Genomic DNA, 22654 nt, shown 5'->3' with positions numbered 1-22654 from the left:
CAGAACGGAAAGAGAGCGGCGTTGCCTCGATATTGCTCAAGTTTAGTCTGTGGCGGTGCCGATCAGGTCCGCCCCATGTACAATGTGGCCCTGAAATTTGGCGCAGCAGGCACAAGATGACCGAACGCAAGACGACCCATTTTGGCTACCAGCAGGTTCCGGTGGAGGAAAAGGCGGGACGAGTGGCAGATGTATTCCACTCGGTAGCGGCCCGCTACGACGTGATGAACGACCTGATGTCGGGTGGCGTCCACCGCCTGTGGAAGCGTTTCACGATTGAGCTTTCTGCGGCGCGCCCGGGCCAGACAATTCTGGATATTGCCGGCGGTACCGGTGACCTGACCGCGCGCTTTTCCCGCATCGTTGGCCCTACCGGCAAGGTGGTGTTGGCGGATATCAATGCGTCCATGTTGAAGGTCGGCCGCGATCGCCTGCTGGACCGCGGCATTGCCGGCAATGTGGAGACGGTACAGGCGGACGCCCAGTACCTGCCCTTCCCCGACAACACGTTTGATTGCATTACCATCGCGTTCGGCCTGCGCAACGTGACGGATAAAGACCTGGCGCTGCGCTCCATGTTGCGTGTGCTGAAACCCGGTGGGCGCCTGCTGGTGCTGGAGTTCTCCAAGCCGGAGTCGAAGCTGCTGGAAAAGGTCTACGATCAGTATTCTTTCCGCCTGCTGCCGTTTATGGGCAAGCTGGTGGCGGACGATGCCGATAGCTATCGTTACCTGGCCGAGAGCATTCGAATGCACCCGGACCAGGAGACCCTCAAAGGCATGATGGGCGATGCCGGCTTTGTGGATTGCGAATTCCACAATATGACCGGTGGCATCGTGGCTTTGCACAAGGGCATCAAACCCTGACAATTTTTGAGTTTGGGGGCTCGGATTTCGCCTTGTGGCGGCGCCACTTCCGGTGTCTGTTCACAGGACACGCCGTAGACCCATCCATGGGGGCTCTGCACCACCATCCCTGGCGGTGAAGGTCCTGCGAACAGACACCGGAAGCACCGCCTTCGCGTATAGCTTCCGGGCACTGAAAAAATAATCATGACCGATCCCACCTTCCGCGCCGGTTTTGACGCCACACTGGAAACCGCCATCAACACCGCCCTGCGTTACGACCCGGGCAGTCGCGCACGCCTCGGCAAACTGGCGGGCAAGGTGCTGGGGGTGAATCTCACCGCGCCGGCCATGTCCCTGTTCCTGGTTATCGACGACGAGGGTGAAGGCGGCTATATCGAGGTGCACAGCCGCTGGGACGGCGAGGTAACCACCGAGCTGTCTGGTTCCGCCCTGGCATTTATCCAGTTGCTGAGAAACCGCGATGCCACGCCGGCCAAGCTGGGGGTGACGGTGCGCGGTTCCAGTGCACTGCTGGCAGAGCTGCAGTCGACCCTGCGCGAGCTGGATATCGACTGGGAAGAACCTGTCTCCAAGTTAATTGGCGATTCGCCGGCCCATCAGCTGGGCACCGGCGTGCGCATGGCGGCGAGCTGGCTGAGAGACGCGCTCGGCACCGCACCGAAAGCAACCGCGGAAGCGGTGAGTGAAGAGTGGCGCATGACACCGCCGCAGGCGCAGTTCGAAGCCTTCGCCGAGGATGTGGCCGAATTTTCCCACGGTGTGGATCGCCTGGAAGCGCGCCTGGCGATTTTGCAGCGCAAGTTTGCGGCACAGGTAAAGGCCGCCAGCGGCAAGCCCGGCCAGGAGAAGCGTTGACGTGCCACTAGCGAGAAGCCTCACTATTGCGCGGGTGTTCCTGCGCTACCGACTGAATGAACTGGTGCCGGCGGAGTATCAGCCGTTGTGGCTGCGCACACTGTGGGCGCCTTACAAGCTGTTGCCCGCGGGCAAAGCGAAAAACATGACCCGCGGCGAACGCCTGCGTTGCGCGCTGGAAGACCTCGGGCCTATTTATGTGAAGTTTGGCCAGTTGCTGTCCACGCGCCCGGATCTGCTGCCGCCGGACATGGTGCTGGAGCTGAACCAGCTGCAGGACAATGTGCCGCCGTTTCCCATCGACCAGTGTATCGATCGCATCGAGGCGTCGCTGGGTGCACCGGTGGATGAATTGTTTGCCGAGTTCGATCGCGAACCGCTGGCGTCCGCCTCGGTGGCGCAGGTACACGGTGCGCGCCTGAAAGGTGAAAACGGCGAGCCCGGCCAATCGGTAGTGGTGAAGGTGCTGCGCCCTGGCATTAATAAGGTGATACAGCAGGACCTGCAGCTGCTGCGCTATATCGCCCGCTGGATCGAGCACTATTTACCGGACGGCCCGCGCATGCGCCCGGTGGAGGTGGTGGAGGATTATCGCCACACCATCGAGGGTGAGCTGGATCTGGTGCGCGAGGCCTCCAACGGTTCCGAGCTCAAGCGCAACTTCGCCAATTCGCCGCTGCTGTATGTACCGGAAGTCTACTGGGACTACACCCGCGAGAACGTGTTGGTGCTGGAACGCATCGATGGCATTCCGGTAACCGACCTGCAACAGCTGCGCGCGCAAAACACCAATATGGAACTGCTGGCCGAGCGCGGTGTGGAGATCTTCTTCAAGCAGGTGTTCGAGCACAACTTCTTCCACGCCGATATGCACCCGGGCAACATCTTTGTGTCCCGCGAACATCCGGATCGCCCCAAGTACATCGCCATCGATACCGCCATCGTCGGCAGCCTGACGCGCGAAGATCAGTACTACATGGCGCGCAACATCCTCGCCATGTTCCGCCGCGACTACCGCATGGTCGCCGAATTGCATGTGCAGAGCGGCTGGGTGCGCCGGGATACGCCGATCAACGCCTTCGAGTCCGCGATTCGCGCAGTGTGCGAGCCGATCTTTGAAAAGCCCCTGGGGGAAATCTCTTTTGCACGCGTATTAATCAGTTTGTTCCAGACTGCGCGGCGTTTTGAGATGGAAGTTCAGCCTCAGCTGGTACTTTTGCAGAAAACCTTGCTCAATATAGAAGGATTAGGGCGACAGCTTTATCCTCAGCTGGATCTGTGGAAGACTGCCCATCCGTTTCTTGAGCGGTGGATGCGCGAGCGCATTCATCCCAAGACGATTGTCGGCGAAATTAAGCGATATGGGCCGGAATGGCTGGAAAAATTCCCGCAACTTCCGCAAATGGCGTTTTCCGCCCTGGAACAGGGGCGCGAACTGGGCCCCCAGCTGCAGCAGCTGAGTGACCAGCTGGCGGGCAGCCGCCAGCGGGGGCGTACCCGTTATGCGCGGATGATTGTTGGTGGCTTGCTGGCGGCGGGCGCCGCTCTGGTGGCGTCACCGGGGTTACTGGCGCAGATACCGGCGGCCAGTTGGATTATGGGTGCGGCAGCGCTGGCGCTGCTACTGTGGCCCTGAAGGTCTGGGCTTGGGGTTTCTAGTGAGCCCTTAATCGAGGACCTCGAAAGGCCGGTCACACTCCGGCCTTTAGGCGAGGGCGATGAGCCTACAATATCGAATGCAGTAAGGAATGCGTACGGTGAGTGAAACTGATTTCACAGAAGCAGTCAGCTGGAACAGCGACGGTCTGGTGCCTGCCATTGCGCAGGATTTTAAAACCGGCCGCGTGCTGATGATGGCTTGGATGAATGTCGAATCCCTGCGTCTAACCGCCGAGGAAGGGCGCGCGGTGTACTGGTCCCGCTCCCGCGGCAAGTTGTGGCGCAAGGGCGAGTCTTCCGGCCATGTACAGTTGGTGCGCGAGATGCGCCTCGATTGCGACGGCGACACTATTGTTCTGCTGGTAGAGCAGCTTGGTGGTATCGCCTGTCATACAGGGCGCACCAGCTGTTTCTATCAGGTACTGGAAAACGGCCAGTGGCGTATCCGCCAGCCGGTCATCACCGACCCGAAAGAGATCTACGCAGGGGAGAAGAAGACCGCGTCATGAGTAATATGCTGACACAACTGGACCGGGTCCTGCGTATGCGCATGCAGGAAGCGGATGCCGACTCTTCCTATGTCGCTAGCCTGCACACCAAGGGCCTGAACAAGATTTTGGAGAAGGTGGGTGAAGAGTCCACCGAGCTGGTGCTTGCCGCCAAAGACGCCGAGGGCAAGGGCGCCGACAGCGACGAGTACCAGGCGATGATTTCGGAAACCGCCGATCTGTGGTTTCACTCCCTGGTGATGCTTAACCATCTGGGCGCGGACTCCCGCGCAGTACTGGATGAGCTGGGGCGTCGATTTGGCCTTTCCGGCCTCGAAGAAAAAGCGTCACGCAGCCAAGACTGACGGCGTGTATTGAACATACGAATTCAAGATTGAATCAGGAGCATTTCTTATGGGTATTAGCTGGCAACAATTGCTGATCTTGCTGGTCATCGTCCTGCTGATTTTCGGCACCAAACGTCTGCGTAACCTCGGTGGCGACCTCGGTGGTGCCATAAAGGGCTTCAAAAAAGCCATGAAGGAAGAAGACAAAAAGGGCGAGGAAGACAAGGATCCGGAATTGCTGGAAAAAGACGAATCCAGCAAGCCGCAGCAGAAAACCTCTACCGAAGAAAAGCAGTCCCAGGACAAGTAAGACCGGTTTTCGGTTTTGCTTTGCATCCGTCGTTAACTGAGCGAGTAGCGCGTGTTTGATATCGGATTTTTTGAACTGCTGTTAATTGCGGTCGTGGGCTTGGTGGTGATCGGCCCCGAGCGTCTGCCCGATGCGGTGCGTACCACCGTGCGCTGGTGGACCCAGATCAAGCAAACCCTGGGCAGCGCCAAGGAGGAGCTCGAGCGTGAAGTGGGTGCCGATGATATTCGGCGCGAACTGCACAATGAGCGCGTGTTGAAAGAGTTGCGCGAAAGCCAACAGGCGATGGAGCGCACCTTTAGCGAAGCGGAACGCAAGTTCGAAAAAGATCTGAAATCGGTAGAAACCCAGGCGCAGGCACTGAAAGAAGATGCCGCCGCGCATGCGCAGCCGGCAGCGGTGGAGGCCAAACCGGCACCCACCGAACCCTCTTCGCCAGACCCCGCAGCAGACAAGTTGCTGCAGGCAGAGGATTACCTGCCGGAAGAAGACAAGCGCGCGCTCGCCGAAGGCAATCTCGACGACGACCATTTGCCGGAAGAAGAGGAAGATCTGGAAGATCCGGATTACCCTGAGCATTTGCACGATCACGGCGAGCCCGAACACAACCCGCACCACCCGGATCACTTTAAGCACGAAGAAGACGCGGCCTGGGCAGAAGTCGATCGCCTGGATCCGGCTGAGCCCGCACCGTCTGCCGAGGAGGCATCGCCTCAGCCGCATACTGACAGTCCCACCGAGTCGGAAGACAAACGTCAATGAGTGAGAAAGACCAGCCGTTTATCGAGCACTTGATTGAGATGCGCGACCGCCTGCTGAAAACACTGCTGGTGGTGGTGGCGATATTTGCCTGCATGGTGCCCTTCGCTAACGATATCTATAACTTCGTTGCGGATCCGCTGCAGGCGCGTCTTACCGAAGGTGCGGGTATGATTGCCACCGAGGTGACCTCACCCTTTCTGACGCCGTTTAAAACTACCTTCGTGTTGGCCTTCTTCGTGGCGATCCCTTTTGTGCTGTATCAGTTCTGGGCGTTTATCGCGCCCGGTATGTACAAGCATGAAAAGCGCCTGATCGCGCCGCTGATGATTTCCAGTATTTTCCTGTTTTATGCGGGGATGGCGTTTGCCTACTTCGTGGTGTTCCCGCTGATTTTCGAATTCTTTATCAGCTCGGCCCATGCGGATATCAAGGTATTACCGGATATCCGCAGTTACCTCGACCTGGCGCTGAAGCTGTTCTTCGCTTTTGGTTTCGCGTTCGAAATCCCGATCGCCACCCTGCTGCTGATCTGGAGTGGTGCGGTGACCGCGAAAGATCTGGCGCGTAAGCGTCCCTATGTGATTGTCGCCTGCTTTGCTATGGGCATGCTGCTGACCCCACCGGATGTGATCTCGCAGACCCTGCTTGCGGTGCCCATGTGGATCCTGTTTGAAGTCGGGATTTTCTTCGGCCGCTGGGTAAAACGCGGCAAACCCGAAGAAATAGAGGCCCAGTAACCGGCTGTACCCATCCGCTCTCACCGTTTTGTCGTATGTTCTTATGCGGAGGCAAAATTGCCCCGACAGAGACCCACGCAAACGGTGACGGTGACATGACGAAACGGGCAGTGCGGCGTGCAGGCGTGATTTTTGGCGCGGTCGTTTCGCTCATCCTGTCGCTACTCATGTCGATCTCCACGGCAGCGCAGCAGGCACCTTCTCCGTCCCCATGCGCCATTCTCCTGCATGGTATTACCAAAGATTCCTCGTCGATGACGGACATCGAAAACGCCCTGCGCGATGCTGGCTTTTACACCGTCAATCTCGACTACCCGTCAAAAAAACACCCCATTGAAACCCTCGCCGAAATGACCGTCCCCCGTGGCCTGCAGGCGTGCAAAAAAGCAGGCGCAGCGCCGGTGTATTTCGTTGCCCACTCCATGGGCAGCCTGTTGTTGCGGCAGTATTTTGATCAGCGCGATGCCAGTGTTATCGAGCGCGCGGTGATGCTTGGCCCGCCCAATCAGGGTAGTCGCCTGGGGAATTTCCTCTCGTGTATTCCCATCATCAAGGATGTTAACGGCCCCGCGGGCAATCAGATGGGCATCGATGAGCGCAGCCTGCCCAGTCGCCTCGGCCCAGTGCGCTTCCCGTTGGGGGTTATCGCCGGCACGCGCTCGTTCAATCCGTTGTTCTCTGCAATTATCGACGGCAATGACGATGGCATTGTGGGTGTGCCGAGTACCTATGTAGAGGGCACTTGTGCGCGCGTCACCTATCCGTTAACCCATAACGGTTTGACGGGTAGTCAGCAGGCCATTGATCAGGTGGTGAGTTACCTTACAGACGGCCGATTTGTCGGCGAGGAAGTGGAGTACTTCGGCTGTGGTCCGTGACCGTCGAAATATCCCGTCAGTTTGGCGAGCAAAGTCGCGCCGTCAGCGCTCGAGAGCGGCTATGCTGCTGAACAATAGAATGGATACAAACAGCACGAGCAGTTGCTCCCGGTGTTCCGGATCCGATAATAGCTGAATGAACGCGAGTGGCGGCAATAGTAGTGCGACCACACCCATGCCGCTGGAGCGGGCGAAACTCAGCCGGATCAGATAAATCCATAACACGACACCGAGCACCAGCGAAAATACCAGCGAAACGGCAGCGACGGGCGGCATGGACGACTCCCACATAAAAACCTTTTCTCTCACCATAAACCTAGCCGGTTTGTTCCGCGAGGCGCGTATTTGGCGTCGCTTCTCGCGGCTGTCGTCGTTGCTGGTGGCACTCTCAACAGCAATGCTGTTGGCCGGTTGTGAAACGGTGCATTTTTATTCTCAGGCCGCCACCGGCCAGCTCAAAATCCTCGCCGGGCGCGAACCCATTGATCGCCTGCTGCGCGATGAAGAAACCGACCCCAAACTGCGTCGCCAGCTCGAATGGGTGCAATCGATACGCGCTTACGCCGCAGGTGAGCTGCATTTGCCGGTCGGCTCCGCTTACAGCGAATTTACTCAATTGGAGCAGGAGTACGCGCTGTGGAACCTCGTGGCAGCGCCGGAATTCTCCCTGTCGCCCAAGCGCTGGTGTTACCCCATCGCCGGCTGTGCCAGTTACCGCGGTTATTTCAATAAGCGTGATGCCCAGGTTCAGGAACAGCGTTTGCAGGCGCAGGGTTACGACGTGTATCTGGGCCCGGTGCCCGCCTACAGCACCCTGGGCTGGTTTGATGACCCCGTGTTATCGAGCTTTGTGGATTGGAAGCCGGACCGCCTCGCCAGCCTGCTGTTTCACGAGCTGGCGCACCGGCGCTTGTATATCGGCGGTGATACTCAATTCAATGAAAGTTTTGCCACCGCGGTTTCACGCATCGCGCTGCCGGACTGGCGGCGCCGCAATGGCATTCCTGCGCCCAAGGTCGCCAATGTAGAGCAGGCGCGACGGGTAAATGGCCTGATGGTGAGCGCGCGCCGGCAGTTACAGGCACTGTACGCATCGGATTTGAGTGCACCGGAGAAGCGCCAGCGCAAGACGCAAACCCTACAGCGTTTGCGTTACTGCTACCGCAAGGAATCGGAAGGCTGGACTCAGGACGAAAAGTTCACCCAGATGATCGAGAAAACCAATAACGCGACCCTGGCGCTGGTCAGCGAGTACCAGTCCCAAGTCCCAGCATTTGTGCAGCTATACCGGGATAGCGGCAGTGACTGGGAAGCGTTTTATCGGGCTGTGGAACAATTAGGTGCGCTGCCCAAGCCCGAGCGCAAGGCGCGCCTGGACGCGTTGACCAAGCGCATTCTCGGCTCGACTGCAGCTCAGACCTCGAGCAAGAAAGTCACCGGACCGTCATTGCACAGCGATACCTGCATGTCGGCGGCGAACTGACCGCCCGCCACCGGAAGCGCATCGGCCATTTTCGCTCGAGCCTGCCGCAGGAAGTATTCATACAGTTCGTTGGCCTGTTGCGGGCTGGCGCCGCGACTGAAACTGGGGCGCAGCCCCTTTGCGGTATCCGCGACGAGAGTGAACTGACTCACCACCAATAGCCCACCGCCCGCCTGCTGCACATTGAGGTTCATTTTGCCCTGCTCGTCACCGAAGATGCGATAGTGCAATACCTTGTGCAGGAGCTTGTCCGCGGTATCCTCAGTATCACTGGCTTCCACACCCAAAAGCAGCAGGATGCCGTGATCGATGGCGCCGACAGATTCACTACTGACTTCCACTTTCGCGTGTTTTACCCGTTGAATCAGGCCCTTCATCGACAACCTCTTCTAAAATGCTGATGACCGCTGGATGCGCGGCGGCGAATTTTCTAGATTAGCTCACTGACCCTCAATAAAAAACCGGAAATCCCGATGAACAAATCTGTCCTGACCTTGATCGCGGGGGCCGCTATTCCCGTGATCGCCGCGGTCGCTGCCATCTCCGCGAACAGCGCCAACAGCGATAAACCTGCAAAGCAATACCCGGAAACCGCCACGGTCGAACAGCAGGATACGTATTTTGGTACCCAGGTGAGTGATCCCTATCGCTGGCTGGAAGATCAGGAATCCAAGCCGGTAAAAGACTGGGTGAAGGTCCAGAATGATTTTGCCTTGCCTGCGCTGAAAGCGTTACCCGGCTGGCAGAAGATCAACGACCGTTTGACCGAGTTGTGGCAGTACGAACGCTACGGGGTGCCCTACAAGAAGGCCGGGCAGGTTTTCTATCAATACAACGATGGCACCTGGGACCAGAGCGTTTTCTACAGTACCGCCGACATCAACAAGGAAGGTGGTGTGGTGTTGGATCCGCGCACACTGAGTGATGATGGCACCATCGCGGCCAAACGCTATGCCGTAAGCCCCAATGGCCGTTATCTCGCCTACGGTACTTCCGATGGTGGCACCGACTGGACCGACTACCACGTTCGCGATTTGAAAACCCGCCGCATGCTACCGGACCACCTCACCGGGATTAAATTCAGTGGCGCCAGCTGGGCTAAAGACGAATCCGGTTTTTATTACAGCCGCTACCCGTTCAACAAAGACGGCAGTGCCGACGACAGCAAACAGGTGGCGATCTACTTCCACAAAATCGGTGAGCCACAAAGTAAGGATCAGCTGGTGTACCAAATCACCGACCACCCCACTCGCAATCCCGGTGTGCAGGTGACCGATGACGGAAAATATCTGTTGCTGCCGATTTTTGATGGCTACGACAGCAACGGCATTTACTACAAAGACCTCACCAAGCCCGACGCCGACGTTGTAAAACTGCTGGACGATTGGGGTGCCCTGTATACCTTCCTCGGTAACAGCGGCAAAACGTTCTATTTCGAAACCAATTCCGACGCGCCCAACGGTCGCGTAATTGCGATTGACCTGGATAAGCCGGAAAAAGCCAATTGGAAAATTCTGGTACCGGAACAGAAGAACGCCCTGCAAGACACCAACCTGGTGGGTGGCCGCTTGGTACTGCACTACCTGGAGGATGCAAAATCCAAGGTGGTGGTAACCGATCTGGATGGCAAGCAACAGTACGAACTCAAACTGCCCGGCGTGGGCACCGTGACCGGTTTTTACGGCGACCCGGATGATAGCGAAACCTACTTCGGGTTCAGCAATTTCCTGATGCCGCCGAGCATTTACAAACTGGATGTATCCACTGGCAAGAGCGAAAAAGTCAAAGCGCCAAAGTACCCGGCGGACTTTTCCGATTATGTGGTTGAGCAGCACTTCTTTACCAGCAAGGACGGCACCCGTGTGCCGATGTTCCTGGTGCATAAAAAGGGCATGAAAAAGGACGGGCAAAATCCCACCCTGCTGTATGGCTACGGTGGCTTCAATGCCGCGCAGCTACCGCGTTTTTACACCCGCTTTGCCGGCTGGTTGGATATGGGCGGCACCCTGGCCATGGTGAGCCTGCGCGGCGGCAGTGAATACGGTAGTGCCTGGCACAAGGCCGGTACCAAGCTGCAAAAACAAAATGTGTTCGATGATTTTATTGGCGCGGCTGAATGGCTGATCGACGAAAAGGTCACCTCGCCGGAGAAGCTCGGCATTATGGGCCGCTCCAATGGTGGGCTGTTGGTCGGTGCGACCGAGGTGCAACGCCCTGAGCTGTTCAAGGTGGCCCTGCCGATCGTCGGCGTACTGGATATGCTGCGCTACCACACCGCTTCGGCCAATGCGCGTCAGTGGTCCAGCGATTACGGCTTATCGGAAAACAAAGACGAGTTTGCCGCACTCTACGCATACTCGCCCGTGCACAACACCAAGAAGGGAACCTGCTACCCCGCCACCTTGATCACCACCGCCGACCGCGACGACCGTGTAGTCCCCTGGCATAGCTACAAGTTTGCCGCCGCACTGCAGCGGGATCAGGGTTGCGATAACCCCATCTATCTCGCCGTAGAGACCCGTGCCGGTCACGGTGCCGGCAAACCGGTGTGGATGCAGGTGGAAGACTTTACCAACCAGTATGCGTTTCTTGCCCATGAACTGGGACTCGAGATCGAGTAATCTCAGTGTTTTGGGGCGCGACCTGCGCCCCGGTTCCGGGGGGAATTCATGCGTGCATTTGTGACTGGCGGTACCGGCTTTCTCGGTGCCAACCTGATTGAACAACTGGTGGCCGATGGCTGGCAGGTGACCGCCATGCACCGGCCAAGCTCGGACCCGGCACGCTTGCGCGCGTTGGGTGCCACGTCGGTGGCGGCGTCGCTGGGGGATATCGAATCGCTGCGTGCAGCGCTGCCGCAAGAACTCGATGCGGTGTTTCACCTGGCCGGCAACACCAGTATGTGGCGCGGTGGCGACGCACAGCAGTGGCAAGATAATGTCGAAGGCTCGGCAAACCTGGCCAGGGTTGCGCGTGAGCATTTCGCGGCACAGCCAGATGCCCACCGAGGACGCATGATCGTCACCAGTTCAATCTCGGCCTACGGCTACCACTCCGATGTAATCAGTGAAGCCAGCCCCAAGCTCGCCACCAACCCGCGCTTCCATTACCACTACTCGAAAATGCACGCGGAACAGGCAGTGTTGCGCGAAGCGGCCAAGGGACTGGATGTGGTGTTCCTCAACCCCTGTGCCATTGTCGGCAAATACGATGTCTCCAGCTGGGCACAGACATTTTTTATGCTGGCAGAAAACAAGTTGCCGGGCGTGCCACCCGGCGCGGGTTCTTTTTGTCATGCTGGTGCCGTGGCGCGCGCGCATATCAGTGCTTTCCATCGCGGGCGCAGTGGTGAGAACTATATTCTCGCCGGCACCGACGCCAGTTTTCTGGAATTCTTCGGCATCATTGCGAAGCTGGTTGGGGTGCCCGCGCCCAAGCGCACGACACCGGCGCTGGCAATCCATACGCTTGCGCGCATATCCGATATCGCTGCGCGTTTTAGCGGGCGGGAACCCGCGGTAACGCCGCAAAAGGCAACGATGTTGACCGGACGCGCTCTGGCCGATTGCAGTCGTGCCGAACGAGAACTGGGTTACCAAAGTCGCGTAAGCCTCGAGGATATGCTGACCGAGTCCCGCGACTGGCTGGTGGCCGAAGGCTTGTTGCAGCTTCCACAGACAAAATAACTTCAGGGGAAACACGAGTGAATCGTCAAAATATTATCTTTATCCTGGTGGCGATACTGTTGGTTTTGCAATTGGTGCAGCATTTCTTTCTCTCAGCCCCTCAATAAATCCGCGCTCGCTACTAAACCGTAGAAGGGAAACAACGCATGGAAAGCTTGCAAGCGCAGTTGCAGGAACTTGCCCCGGTTTTCACGGCTGTCGGGGCGAATATTCTCTGGGCCCTGTTGGCACTGGTGGTGACCTGGATTGCTGCAAAGCTGGTGTCGCGCGCGGTAGCGCGCCTCAGTGAGCGCGGCATCGACGAAACGTTGGTCCCGGTACTTGAGACGCTTGCGGTATGGGCTACCTATGTTGTCGGCGGCCTGGTGGTGCTGGATATTTTCGGTGCGAACACCACCTCACTGGTGGCTCTGTTGGGTGCCACCGGCCTCGCGATCGGCCTCGCCCTCAAGGACACGTTACAGAGTATTGCCGCGGGTTTTGTGCTGCTGGGCCTGCGCCCGTTCCGGGTCGGTGAAACCATTCAGTTCGGTAGTACCATCGGTACCGTGCGCAAGATAGGCCTGTTCACTACGGAAATGGATACACCGGATGGCCTCCGTATCTCCGCTCCCAACGACAAAGTCTGGGGCGAAACGCTCACCAACTTTAGCCGCAATCCCAAGCGCCGTATCGAAATAGTTGCCAGCATCGCCTACCGTGATGATATTGAAACCGGGATGCGTGTCCTGCGGCAGCTGGTGGCTGAGGAGCCGCGTATTCTGGCGGACCCGGAGCCCGCATACGCGGTGCGTGAACTTGCTGATAGCGCGGTCAACCTGCACTTGCGCGCGTGGGTGAAAACCGAAGAGTATTGGGATGTGTACTGGGCGCTGATGAAGCAGCTCAAACCCGCTCTGGAAGCTGAGGGGCTCTCCATCCCCTTCCCGCAGCGGGAACTGCATGTTGTCGGAGGGGACGGTGTAAAGATAGCCCCCAAAACTGCCCCCAAAGCCGCCCCCAAATGAGATCCGCCAAGGTGCCGGGGCCGCTGTTTATCCCGTGTGATGGCAATTTCGTCGCAGAGGTATCGACGAACCTGTGATGCACTGCCATCTTGGCCGGCTAAATTTTTCTTATTCTTTTCCTATCATTCCGTTTACTGAGTAGTACTTTTAAAGAGGCGAAACTATGCGCAAAGCGCTCCTGAGTCTGGTTATTGCAGCGGCCGTCGCCGGTTGCCAGCAGGGTGAAGACCCCAAGAAACAAGCTGAACAGGCCGATGCCGTTCAATCCGGTGAGCAGGCCACCCAACTGCCGCTGACCCCCGAAGACACCCAGCAGGACGAGACTGCGCGCCTGACCGAGTGGTTCGATGCCAAGTACGAAGAAGAGCTGAAGTTCAGCCCTATTCAGCTGAGCTACCTGGGCCGCAAAGAGCTGTACAGCGAAATCGACGATATGACCAAGGCCGCGGCGGAGAGCCAGCTGGCGTGGAAAAAAACCACCGTCGACGAGATGAAGCAGCAGTTTGACTACGACAAGCTGAGCACCGAGGGCAAAGAATCCTACGACCTGTGGATCCAGCAGTACGAGCTGGAAAAGGCCAACCTGCCATTCTGGGACTACAGCTACTTCGCCAGCGAGCTGGGCGGCCCGGAAGCTCAATTCCCCACCTTCCTGATCAATCAGCACAAGGTGGATACCGAACAGGACATGCGTGATTACATCACCCGTATCGGCGGCATCAGCACGGCGTTAAGTCAGTTGCTGGAGCGCGCCAAGGTGTCCGCGAACAAGGAAATCCGCCCGCCGCAGTTTACCTATGACTTGGCCATCGAACGCGCGCAGAAGGTCACCACCGGTAAGCCATTCAGCGATGGCGACGATGCGCCGCTGATGGCGGATGCGAAGAAGAAGATTGCCGCGCTGCAAGACGCCGGCACCATTGATGAGGCCACCGCCAAAGACCTGCTGACCCAGGTAGAAACCGCGCTCACAAGCCAAATGAAGCCCTCTTATGACGCGTACATCGGTTGGCTGCAGGAAGACAAGGTTAATGCGGATGAGGTGCCCAAGGGCGTTTCCCACCTGCCGGACGGCGACAGCTACTACAACAATCGTCTGGCCAACCACACCACCCAGCCAATGACTGCGGAAGAGGTGCATCAGATCGGTCTGGATGAAGTTGCGCGTATTCGCAAAGAGATGGAGGCGATCAAGGATAAAGTCGGCTTCGACGGCAACCTGCAAGAGTTCTTTACCTTTATCCGTACCGACGACCAGTTCTACTACCCGAACACCGATGAAGGCCGCAAAGAGTATCTGGACAAGGTGGACGGTTTCCTTGCCGATATCGACGCCAAGCTGCCGGAGTACTTCGGAATCCTGCCGAAAGCCAAGTTGATCGTGAAGCGCGTGGAGCCATTCCGCGAAGTCCCCGGTGGCGCCCAGCACTATGTACCGGGCACACCGGACGGCAGCCGCCCGGGCACCTACTACGTGCACATGTCGGATATGAGCGCGCTGTCTACTGCGGATATGGAAACCGTGACCTACCACGAGGGTAACCCGGGCCACCACATGCAGATCTCTATCGCGCAGGAGCTGGAGAATATTCCCAAGTTCCGCACCAACGCGTTTTCCACTGCTTACATCGAAGGCTGGGCGCTGTACTCCGAGAAGCTGTCCAAGGAGATGGGCCAGTTCCAGGATCCTTACAATGACTTCGGTCGTCTGACCGCGGAAATGTGGCGCGCCATCCGCCTGGTGGTGGATACCGGTATGCACGCCAAGGGCTGGAGCCAGGATCAGGCCGTTGAGTACTTCCTGGAGAACTCTGCCATTCCAGAGACGGCAGTGCGCTCTGAAGTGCGCCGCTACCTGACCTACCCGGGCCAGGCCACTGCATACAAGATTGGTATGCTGAAAATTGAAGAGCTGCGCAGCAAGGCCGAAGAAACCTTGGGTGACAAGTTCGACATCCGCGGCTTCCACGACACCATTCTCGGTGGCGGCGCCCTGCCATTGCCGTTGCTGGAGCAGCGTGTAGAAAACTGGATTGCAGATCAGAAACAATCCAAAACCGACGGTTAATCCTCGCGAGGACACGTCGAAAAAGCCGGGCTTTGCCCGGCTTTTTTTTGCCAGTGCCGGCCCAATACCAAGCCAGCCCTGAGCCAACTTTAAAAATGCGCCGTATATACGCGGACCAAAAATCTATTCGGCCCCGACCAAGAATTATGGAGAAATCGCTATGTTAAACCCGGTCAGCTATTTACGTACCGGTCTCGTCGCGGCCGCGCTGTGCTTGGCAATGCCAGTACTCGCGGAAAAAGTCATCGAGAAAAACATCGCCAATCAGCAGCAGGCATTTCGCATCGTGCAGCTTGCTGAAAATTTGCATCATCCCTGGGCAGTCGCACAGTTGCCGGATGGCCGCTTTCTGGTGACCGAGCGTCGCGGGCGCCTGGCGCTCATAGATAACGGCAAGACTACCTATCTCGAAGGTGTACCGGAAGTTTCCGCCAAGGGTCAGGGCGGGTTGCTCGATGTGGTATTGCATCCCAAGTTTGGTGATGGTGCCAACGACTGGATTTACCTGACGTATTCAAAACCGTCTGCTAATGGCGCGGAATCTGCGTCCGCAGTGGTGCGTGCCAAGCTCGGTGAGCAGGGGCTGACCGATGTGCAGCCGGTGTTCGAACAGGACCGTTACTCTGCCCCGGGGCGGCACTACGGCTCGCGGCTGGCTTGGCTGCCGGACGGCACCCTGCTGATGAGTATTGGCGACCGCGGTATAGTGCGTGAGCGCGCGCAGGATATCAGCGATCATGCCGGCAGTGTGTTGCGCATGAGCGACACCGGTGCGCCGGTAAAAGGAAACCCGTTTGCTGGTGACAAGCGCGGCCATGATGAAATTTACAGTTATGGCAACCGCAATATCCAGGGTATGACGGTCACTGCCGACGGCCATATCTGGGCGAGCGAGCATGGCGCGCGCACCGGCGACGAACTCAACCTGATTGAGCCCGGTGTTAATTACGGCTGGCCCACCGTGAGCAAAAGTTTTGAATACAGTGGCGAGGCCGCCATTGGCGTGCCCTCGGCACCGGGCGTGCGCGATGCGGTGTTAATTTTTGACGGGCGCTTCGCGCCGTCTGGTCTGGCACTGGTCAAGAGTGAGCGTTTCCCGGCCTGGAACGGCAACCTGCTTGCCGGCGGACTCGGCAGTGAAAAACTGGTGCGGGTTGTACTTGATGGCGACAAGGTGACGGGAACTGAAACCCTGCTCGAAGGACAGGTGGGAAGGATTCGCGATGTGCGCCAGGGTAAGGATGGTTATCTCTATCTGTTGAACGATACCAACGATGGTGGCCTTTACCGTTTGGAGCCCGTCGTGGATTAACACAGTCTGCGAGCGCTGAAAAAATTTCGTGTAAAGGACCCTGCCATTTGGCGGGGTTTTTTATAAAGGGAAATCTTCGCCAAAAAATCACCGCATCAGTAATCCAACCCGCGGCGCGCCGCGTAGAAATCTCCGAGACAAAACACAGACCCCCTTTGCAGTCTTTTGTCTCTCCCTCCTAGTGTGCTCACCCCCGAGCACCTGCGAGTTGCCCCATTTATGCCGCCTTTGCCCAAGGCGGCATTTTTTCTTCCCGCATGCCCTTGGGCGGCAAAACCATCGCCAGCTGCTAGATTAACTATATGGCGCCGTTTTTTGCGGTCGCTGCGTGTATTGTGATCTGGGGAAACCTTGGCTACTTCGACTTCTTCCGGTGACGGGAAACCGACAACTGCTGCATCCGGCAACTCAGCCACACCCGATCAGGTCAACCTGCAGAAGGCAGATCTGACGAGTGTCTTTGCCACTTTGGGTACGTCCGCCAAGGGCCTCACCGGTGCGGATGCCAAGTCACGCCTGCAAAAATTTGGTCCCAACGCCATCACCGAAAAAGAGGAGAGTGCATGGCGCCGCTTCCTGCATTATTTCTGGGGCCCGATACCGTGGATGATCGAAGCTGCCGCCTTGCTGTCGGCGATCATCGGGCACTGGGCCGACTTCGCGATTATCAGCGTGCTGCTGCTGTACAACGCCGTAGCCGGTTTCTGGCAGGAGCGTAAGGCTTCCCGTGCGCTCGCTGCGCTGAAAGCCGGTATGGCGCCCAAAGCGGAAGTGCTGCGCGATGGTGACTATCAGGCGGTGGATGCGGCGGAAGTGGTCCCCGGGGATATCGTACGCGTGCGTCTGGGGCAGATAGTGCCCGCGGATGTGCGATTTATCGATGGTGACTTCATCAGCATTGATCAGGCCGCGCTCACCGGTGAGTCACTGCCGGTGGATAAGAAGGTCGGCGACATCGGTTACTCCGGCAGTATCGCCAAGCGCGGCGCCATGAGTGCTGTGGTTATCGGTACGGGTAGTAATACCTTTTTTGGTCGCACCGCCAAACTCGTGGCCAGTGCCGGCAAAGGCATGTCGCATTCACAGCGCGCCATGACCCAGATCGGCGACTTTCTGATTTTTTTCTGCCTGTTACTGGCGCTGATTCTGGTGGGCTATGAGTTGTACCACGATATCGTGGTGGCGAAGGATTGGCACTGGTCCAGCGCGGTAGATATTTTGCGTCTGGTGTTGGTGCTGTTGATTGCCTCGATTCCAGTCGCGATGCCATCGGTGGTCACCGTCACCAACGCGCTGGGCGCGCTGGCGCTGTCGCGCAAGAAAGCCATTGTGTCGCGCCTCGAATCGATCGAGGAACTCGCGGGCGTGGATATCCTGTGTACCGATAAGACCGGCACGCTCACCAAAAACCAGCTCACCTTACACGAACCAAAACTGTTTGATGCAGAGGATGCCGATACCCTGATCGTCGGTGCTGCGCTGGCCTCCGAAGCCGGTTCCAGTGACCCCATCGATTGTGCGATCGCGGCTGGTGTGAAAGACCCGTCTGCTTTGAGGAGGTATACCCGCGGCGACTTCACCCCCTTTGACCCGGTCACCAAATACACACTCGCCAAGGTGACCGACGCCGACGGCAAGGCCCTGAGCTTCGCCAAAGGTGCGCCCCAGGCCATCGCCAAATTGTGTGCACTTGAAGGCGACGCGGCGAAGAAAGTTGAGCAGAGCGTGGCGGATCTGGCCGAACATGGCTTGCGTGCGCTGGCCGTTTCCATGTCGGCAAATGACGGCGATCACTGGTCATTTCTCGGCATCCTGTCACTGGAGGATCCTCCCCGCGAAGATTCCCGTGAGACCATCGCCAGGGCGCGGGAGCACGGGCTCGCGGTCAAAATGATTACCGGCGACGATGTCGCCATTGGCAAGGAGATCGCAGAACAGGTTGGTATCGGCACCAATATCCTGAATGCCGCCGATGTATTTCCCAAGGATTTAAATCCCGATCACCTGCCGCAGAAAAGCATCGACTGTGTAGAAAAGGTGGATGGCTTTGGGCGCGTGTTTCCCGAACACAAATACGCGATTGTGAAAGCGCTGCAGGGCCAGCATCACCAGGTGGCGATGACTGGCGATGGGGTCAACGATGCCCCGGCACTAAAACAGGCGGATTGCGGTATTGCCGTGAGTGGCGCCACCGACGCCGCACGCGCGGCGGCTGCGATTATTCTCACCGCGCCGGGTCTGTCTACCGTGGTAGACGCCATTGATGAAGCGCGTCGAATTTTCGTGCGCATCCTTAACTACATGCTGTTTCGCGTTGCCATGACGTTGGACATTATGGCGGTAGTGGTGATCGCCACCGTATTTTTCGGATTTACCCCGCTGACGCCAGTGATGATCGTGCTGATCGCGCTGCTGGACGATGTGCCCATCATGACCATTGCCTACGATAACACCCGCGAACCGGCGCGCCCGGTGCACTGGCAAATGCATCGTTTGCTGTTTGGTGCCGGCGTGCTGGGCTTGTTTGCGATTGCACAAACGGTCGGGCTTTTATTGATCGGTATGGAGTGGCTCGGCAATAAAGAGTGGCAGTCGTGGATCGCGCTCAGCAAAGAACAGCTGCAAACTGTTGTCTTTCTGCAGATCGTCGCCGGTGGTCACCTGTTGCTGTTTGTGGTGCGCGCGCGTCACGCTTTTTATGCAAAACCCTGGCCTGCACGGCCGCTTGTGGTCGCTATTCTCGGCACCCAGGTGCTGGCGGTATTGATGTGCGGCTTTGGCTGGCTGGTGCCGAAAATACCCTGGGCGATTATCGGGTTGGTGTGGTGTTACATGCTCGCCTGGATGTTTGTGCTGGATGTGGTCAAACGGGTGCTTTACCAGCATCTCGGTGGCGCGGAAAAAAGTTCCGGAGAGACGCAGTGAATTACTTTGATGATTTTCGGATCAAACCCGGGAGCAAGGTGCACCTGGATAAAATTGATGCCTCGTATCACGGTGATATCAAGGACGAAGATGCGGCGATTGCAGTGACGCAGGCGTACAAGGCCAAACTGCGTGAGCTGCAGTATCTGATGTACGCGGAGCACAAGCGTTCACTGTTGATCTGCCTGCAGGGGCGTGACGCTGCGGGCAAGGACGGCACCATCAACCATGTACTGGGATCAATGAATCCCCAGGGCTGTACAGTAACCGGGTTCAAGCAACCGTCAAAAGCGGAGTCGGAGCACGATTTTTTGTGGCGCTGCCACAAAGTCACTCCGCGGCGTGGGCATGCGGCGATTTTTAATCGCTCGCACTATGAGGATGTGCTGGTTCAGCGGGTGCACAATATCGTGCCGAAGAAAGTCTGGTCCGGTCGCTACGAGCACATCAATAACTTCGAGAAGCTACTCGCCGACAATGACACCATGGTGCTCAAGTTTTACCTGCATATCGACGCCGATGAGCAGTTGGAACGGTTCAAGAAGCGCATCGATGATCCGGCGCGACACTGGAAAATCAGTGAATCCGATTACTCCGAGGCGCAGTACTGGGATGACTATACGGCGGCGTTTGAAGATGTACTGGAAAAATGCAGTACCAAGCATGCGCCATGGTTTGTAATCCCCGCGAACAAAAAGTGGTTTCGCAACCTGGCGGTATCGCAAATCGTATTGCGCGCACTGGAATCGATGGATATGAAGTTTCCCAAACCCAGCGTGGATATCGACAGCACCCGCAAGAAATACCATGCTCTGCACAAAGAAGTGAACAAAGAGGACAAGGATCTGGAAAAAAATGGCGAGAAAAAGAAGAAAGGCGGTAAGAAGTAAATCGTCCGGCCGCAGTCGCGGCCAGACGAAGTATTGCGGAGTGCTGCCTTACGCGCTCCCTTAAGCGCTGCCCTAGAAGGCAACCCGGCGGTAGCGGCGGTAGTTCGGCGACCAGAAATTCTTTTCGATATTCTTCTCGAGCTTTTCCTGGGTAATGCCCGGGGCGACCCCGTCTTCCTGCGCCTGCAGGCCCACGGCCATGGCAATGGCTTTGCCCACTTCGCGAATATTCGACATCGCCGGCAACAGCGCACCGCTGCCCTCTTTCACCACCGGCGCGTTTTCTGCCAGCGCGTTGGAGGCCGCCATCAGCATATTCTCGGTAACCCGATTGGCATTGGCCGCGATCACACCGAGGCCGACACCCGGGAAGATATACACATTGTTGCACTGGGCAATGGGGTATTTTTTGCCTTCGACTTCCACTGGCTCAAACGGGCTGCCGGTCGCTACCATGGCCTCTCCCTGGGTCCACTCCAGCACTTCCTGGGGCATGGCTTCGGCGCGCGAGGTTGGGTTGGATAGCGGCATTACCAGCGGGCGCTTGCAGCCTTTGTGCAGTGCTTCAATCACTGGCTGGGTGAACAATCCGCCCTGGCCGGATACGCCGATCAGGATGGTGGGCTTCACGTGTTCAATCAGGGTCTGCAGGTCCCACTCCGGCGATTGCGGATATTTTTCCGTGCTCTGTGCCAGCTTTTCCTGGAAGTCGTGCAGGCCCTTCATTTCGTTGGTAACCAGACCATAGCGGTCGAACATAAAGATACGCTCGCGGGCCTTTTTCTCGCTGAGCCCGTCACCGACCATGGCGGACACCACCTGCTCGGCAATGCCACAGCCGGCGGAACCGGCGCCCACCACCAACACTTTCTGTTTGGAGAGCTTCTCTTCCTTGGCCTTGCATGCGGCCAGCATGGTGCCGAGTGCCACCGAAGCGGTGCCCTGAATATCGTCATTGAAGCAGCACACTTCATCGCGGTAGCGGTTGAGTAGCGGCATGGCGTTGTTCTGGGCGAAGTCCTCGAACTGAATCAGTACCTTGGGCCAGCGACGTTTTACCGCGGCAATAAATTCCTCAATAAATTCATCGTACTCCTCCTGCGAAATACGCTCGTTGCGCCAGCCCATATACATGGGGTCGTTCAGCAGGGTGCGGTTGTTGGTGCCCACATCCAGAGTGACCGGCAGCGTATAGGCTGGGCTGATGCCGCCGCAGGCCGTATACAGGGACAGCTTGCCGATGGGAATGCCCATACCGCCAATACCCTGGTCGCCCAGGCCGAGGATACGCTCACCGTCGGTGACCACGATGACTTTTACGTTCTCTTTCGTCGCACTGCGCAGGATGTCGTCCATGTGTTTGCGGTCCGGGTAGGACACGAACAAACCGCGGTGATTGCGGTAGATATTGGAGAACTCTTCACAGGCCGCGCCCACGGTGGGGGTATAGATAATCGGCAGCATCTCTTCGATATGCTGTTCGATCAGGCGGAAGAACAGAGTCTCGTTGTCGTCCTGAATTGCGCGCAGGTAGACATGGCGCTCCAGGTCAGTGCTGCATTGCTGGTACTGATGGTAGGCGCGCCGCGCCTGCTCGCTGATCGATTCCACATTGTTGGGCAACAGGCCCACCAGGTTGAATTCGATACGTTCCTGTAGGGTGAAAGCGCTGCCCTTGTTCAGCAGCGGCATCTCCAGCAGCGAGGGACCGGCGTGGGGGATATACAGGGGGCGTTTGGTTTTCTGGCTCATAAATAAGTAAACAGCTAATTCGGCGACCAATATGGTGGTAAACAGTCATGTGCGCGACAGCCTTTGTCATTGACGCGCAGGAAATTCTGGTGCGCATTTTACGCAGGCTTGTGCGTCTGTGTCCCACCCCGACAGGGAGGTAAAAGCGGAATTTTTCTGAAAAGAACAATTAGAAAAGAAAGTGCGGTAGGCTCTGGCAAAACAACACAAAACTTTGCAAGGATTTTCATGTTCAGCTTTCAGATCGAACCCCGCTTCAGCGAAACCGATGCCCTCGGGCATATCAACAACACCGTGGTACCGGTGTGGTTTGAGCAGGGGCGCACACCGATCTTCGAGCTGTTCAATCCCACCCTGGATCTGCAGAAGTGGAATCTGATCCTGAAGAAAATGGATGTGGATTTCGTCGCGCAGATCTACCTCTACTCGCCGGTGGAGATCCGCACCAGCCTGAGTAACGTGGGCAATACCTCAATGACCATTCATCAGGAAGTGTGGCAGAAAGGCAAGCTGGTGGCGCAGGGGGATTGTGTGATGGTGCACTTTGACTATGCGCAGCAGACCAAGGCACCGATTCCGGAAGATGTTAAACAGACGCTGCTGGAGCATCTGGCTTAACTCCGCGT

General features: G+C 57.5%; 21 protein-coding genes. 18 read left to right on the top strand and 3 right to left on the bottom strand.

The genetic code is table 11. The features are described from left to right. Window positions 1–116: 116 nt before the first annotated feature. The 9 genes from ubiE (at window position 117) to Mag101_RS16895 (ending at window position 6905) form a co-directional block, all read left to right on the top strand. Window positions 117–866: a bifunctional demethylmenaquinone methyltransferase/2-methoxy-6-polyprenyl-1,4-benzoquinol methylase UbiE gene (gene ubiE / locus Mag101_RS16935; RefSeq protein WP_077407672.1), complete on the top strand. Its 750-nt coding sequence runs from the start codon at window positions 117–119 to the stop codon at window positions 864–866. A gap of 186 nt (window positions 867–1052) precedes the next feature. Beyond that, a complete protein-coding gene (locus Mag101_RS16930; RefSeq protein WP_077407670.1) occupies window positions 1053–1724 on the top strand; it encodes a ubiquinone biosynthesis accessory factor UbiJ in 672 nt (223 codons plus the stop codon). A gap of 1 nt (window position 1725) precedes the next feature. Further along, on the top strand, window positions 1726–3360 hold the full coding sequence (gene ubiB, locus Mag101_RS16925) for a ubiquinone biosynthesis regulatory protein kinase UbiB (RefSeq protein WP_077407668.1): 1635 nt from the start codon (window positions 1726–1728) through the stop codon (window positions 3358–3360). A gap of 121 nt (window positions 3361–3481) precedes the next feature. Then, a complete protein-coding gene (gene hisI, locus Mag101_RS16920) occupies window positions 3482–3892 on the top strand; it encodes a phosphoribosyl-AMP cyclohydrolase (protein ID WP_418287755.1) in 411 nt (136 codons plus the stop codon). Then, complete coding sequence (locus Mag101_RS16915; protein ID WP_077407664.1) at window positions 3889–4236, top strand: phosphoribosyl-ATP diphosphatase; 348 nt, start codon at window positions 3889–3891, stop codon at window positions 4234–4236. The genes hisI and Mag101_RS16915 overlap by 4 nt, the downstream gene beginning before the upstream one ends. 49 nt (window positions 4237–4285) lie before the next feature. Then, window positions 4286–4528 (top strand): twin-arginine translocase TatA/TatE family subunit, encoded by a 243-nt coding sequence (tatA, locus tag Mag101_RS16910; protein ID WP_077407662.1) that lies wholly within the window; start codon window positions 4286–4288, stop codon window positions 4526–4528. Between the two features lie 51 nt (window positions 4529–4579). Continuing rightward, window positions 4580–5290 carry a Sec-independent protein translocase protein TatB gene (gene tatB, locus Mag101_RS16905; RefSeq protein ID WP_077407660.1) on the top strand — a complete coding sequence of 237 codons (711 nt, stop codon included), beginning with the start codon at window positions 4580–4582 and terminating at the stop codon, window positions 5288–5290. After that, window positions 5287–6027 (top strand): twin-arginine translocase subunit TatC, encoded by a 741-nt coding sequence (gene tatC / locus Mag101_RS16900; protein WP_077407659.1) that lies wholly within the window; start codon window positions 5287–5289, stop codon window positions 6025–6027. The genes tatB and tatC overlap by 4 nt, the downstream gene beginning before the upstream one ends. 95 nt (window positions 6028–6122) lie before the next feature. After that, the gene (locus Mag101_RS16895; protein WP_157520475.1) at window positions 6123–6905 is read left to right on the top strand and encodes an esterase/lipase family protein; all 783 of its coding nucleotides are present in this window, start codon (window positions 6123–6125) and stop codon (window positions 6903–6905) included. A gap of 42 nt (window positions 6906–6947) precedes the next feature. Here the strand turns inward: Mag101_RS16895 and Mag101_RS16890 are convergent, their stop codons facing one another. After that, a complete protein-coding gene (locus Mag101_RS16890) occupies window positions 6948–7181 on the bottom strand; it encodes a hypothetical protein (protein ID WP_077407655.1) in 234 nt (77 codons plus the stop codon). On the opposite strand from Mag101_RS16890, the gene Mag101_RS16885 reads away from it, so the two are divergent. Then, entirely contained in the window at window positions 7180–8388 is a 1209-nt protein-coding gene (locus tag Mag101_RS16885; protein ID WP_232325069.1) for an aminopeptidase, read from the top strand. The genes Mag101_RS16890 and Mag101_RS16885 overlap by 2 nt on opposite strands. On the opposite strand, the gene dtd is transcribed toward Mag101_RS16885, so the two are convergent. Continuing rightward, on the bottom strand, window positions 8319–8765 hold the full coding sequence (gene dtd, locus Mag101_RS16880) for a D-aminoacyl-tRNA deacylase (protein ID WP_077407653.1): 447 nt from the start codon (window positions 8763–8765) through the stop codon (window positions 8319–8321). The two genes, Mag101_RS16885 and dtd, sit on opposite strands and share 70 nt — an antisense overlap. Window positions 8766–8861: 96 nt before the next feature. On the opposite strand from dtd, the gene Mag101_RS16875 reads away from it, so the two are divergent. The 7 genes from Mag101_RS16875 to Mag101_RS16845 all read left to right on the top strand — a co-directional run bounded on the left by Mag101_RS16875 (window position 8862) and on the right by Mag101_RS16845 (window position 20276). Next, on the top strand, window positions 8862–11009 hold the full coding sequence (locus tag Mag101_RS16875; RefSeq protein ID WP_077407651.1) for a prolyl oligopeptidase family serine peptidase: 2148 nt from the start codon (window positions 8862–8864) through the stop codon (window positions 11007–11009). Window positions 11010–11057: 48 nt separating this feature from the next. Continuing rightward, window positions 11058–12074, top strand: a complete 1017-nt coding sequence (locus tag Mag101_RS16870; RefSeq protein WP_077407649.1) for an NAD-dependent epimerase/dehydratase family protein — start codon at window positions 11058–11060, stop codon at window positions 12072–12074. Between the two features lie 146 nt (window positions 12075–12220). Then, window positions 12221–13081: a mechanosensitive ion channel family protein gene (locus Mag101_RS16865; protein ID WP_077407647.1), complete on the top strand. Its 861-nt coding sequence runs from the start codon at window positions 12221–12223 to the stop codon at window positions 13079–13081. Between the two features lie 163 nt (window positions 13082–13244). Further along, entirely contained in the window at window positions 13245–15149 is a 1905-nt protein-coding gene (locus Mag101_RS16860) for a DUF885 domain-containing protein (RefSeq protein WP_077407645.1), read from the top strand. Window positions 15150–15309: 160 nt separating this feature from the next. Further along, window positions 15310–16461, top strand: a complete 1152-nt coding sequence (locus tag Mag101_RS16855) for a PQQ-dependent sugar dehydrogenase (protein ID WP_077407643.1) — start codon at window positions 15310–15312, stop codon at window positions 16459–16461. Between the two features lie 351 nt (window positions 16462–16812). Next, window positions 16813–19386 carry a plasma-membrane proton-efflux P-type ATPase gene (locus Mag101_RS16850; protein WP_077407641.1) on the top strand — a complete coding sequence of 858 codons (2574 nt, stop codon included), beginning with the start codon at window positions 16813–16815 and terminating at the stop codon, window positions 19384–19386. After that, complete coding sequence (locus Mag101_RS16845) at window positions 19383–20276, top strand: polyphosphate kinase 2 family protein (RefSeq protein ID WP_077407639.1); 894 nt, start codon at window positions 19383–19385, stop codon at window positions 20274–20276. Before Mag101_RS16850 ends, Mag101_RS16845 begins: the two co-directional genes overlap by 4 nt. Window positions 20277–20348: 72 nt before the next feature. On the opposite strand, the gene Mag101_RS16840 is transcribed toward Mag101_RS16845, so the two are convergent. Next, the gene (locus Mag101_RS16840) at window positions 20349–22028 is read right to left on the bottom strand and encodes an NAD-dependent malic enzyme (RefSeq protein WP_077407637.1); all 1680 of its coding nucleotides are present in this window, start codon (window positions 22026–22028) and stop codon (window positions 20349–20351) included. A 228-nt stretch (window positions 22029–22256) separates the two neighbouring features. Between Mag101_RS16840 and Mag101_RS16835 the strand changes: the two genes are divergently transcribed. Then, entirely contained in the window at window positions 22257–22646 is a 390-nt protein-coding gene (locus tag Mag101_RS16835) for an acyl-CoA thioesterase (RefSeq protein WP_077407636.1), read from the top strand. Window positions 22647–22654 lie beyond the last annotated feature (8 nt).

The sequence above is a fragment of the Microbulbifer agarilyticus genome (assembly GCF_001999945.1).
Classification (GTDB): Bacteria; Pseudomonadota; Gammaproteobacteria; order Pseudomonadales; family Cellvibrionaceae; genus Microbulbifer; species Microbulbifer agarilyticus_A.
The sequence above is the reverse complement of the archived record's forward strand: the minus strand, read 5'-3'. Positions and strand labels throughout refer to the sequence as shown.

Excerpts from the sequence above, each read along its gene's own strand:
- ubiE (WP_077407672.1), top strand. The coding sequence starts at position 117 with ATGACCGAACGCAAGACGACCCATTTTGGCTACCAGCAGGTTCCGGTG.
- Mag101_RS16930 (WP_077407670.1), top strand. The coding sequence starts at position 1,053 with ATGACCGATCCCACCTTCCGCGCCGGTTTTGACGCCACACTGGAAACC.
- Mag101_RS16915 (WP_077407664.1), top strand. The coding sequence starts at position 3,889 with ATGAGTAATATGCTGACACAACTGGACCGGGTCCTGCGTATGCGCATG.
- tatA (WP_077407662.1), top strand. The coding sequence starts at position 4,286 with ATGGGTATTAGCTGGCAACAATTGCTGATCTTGCTGGTCATCGTCCTG.
- tatC (WP_077407659.1), top strand. The coding sequence starts at position 5,287 with ATGAGTGAGAAAGACCAGCCGTTTATCGAGCACTTGATTGAGATGCGC.
- Mag101_RS16895 (WP_157520475.1), top strand. The coding sequence starts at position 6,123 with ATGACGAAACGGGCAGTGCGGCGTGCAGGCGTGATTTTTGGCGCGGTC.
- Mag101_RS16885 (WP_232325069.1), top strand. The coding sequence starts at position 7,180 with ATGGACGACTCCCACATAAAAACCTTTTCTCTCACCATAAACCTAGCC.
- Mag101_RS16890 (WP_077407655.1), bottom strand. The coding sequence starts at position 7,181 with ATGCCGCCCGTCGCTGCCGTTTCGCTGGTATTTTCGCTGGTGCTCGGT.
- dtd (WP_077407653.1), bottom strand. The coding sequence starts at position 8,765 with ATGAAGGGCCTGATTCAACGGGTAAAACACGCGAAAGTGGAAGTCAGT.
- Mag101_RS16875 (WP_077407651.1), top strand. The coding sequence starts at position 8,862 with ATGAACAAATCTGTCCTGACCTTGATCGCGGGGGCCGCTATTCCCGTG.
- Mag101_RS16870 (WP_077407649.1), top strand. The coding sequence starts at position 11,058 with ATGCGTGCATTTGTGACTGGCGGTACCGGCTTTCTCGGTGCCAACCTG.
- Mag101_RS16865 (WP_077407647.1), top strand. The coding sequence starts at position 12,221 with ATGGAAAGCTTGCAAGCGCAGTTGCAGGAACTTGCCCCGGTTTTCACG.
- Mag101_RS16860 (WP_077407645.1), top strand. The coding sequence starts at position 13,245 with ATGCGCAAAGCGCTCCTGAGTCTGGTTATTGCAGCGGCCGTCGCCGGT.
- Mag101_RS16855 (WP_077407643.1), top strand. The coding sequence starts at position 15,310 with ATGTTAAACCCGGTCAGCTATTTACGTACCGGTCTCGTCGCGGCCGCG.
- Mag101_RS16840 (WP_077407637.1), bottom strand. The coding sequence starts at position 22,028 with ATGAGCCAGAAAACCAAACGCCCCCTGTATATCCCCCACGCCGGTCCC.
- Mag101_RS16835 (WP_077407636.1), top strand. The coding sequence starts at position 22,257 with ATGTTCAGCTTTCAGATCGAACCCCGCTTCAGCGAAACCGATGCCCTC.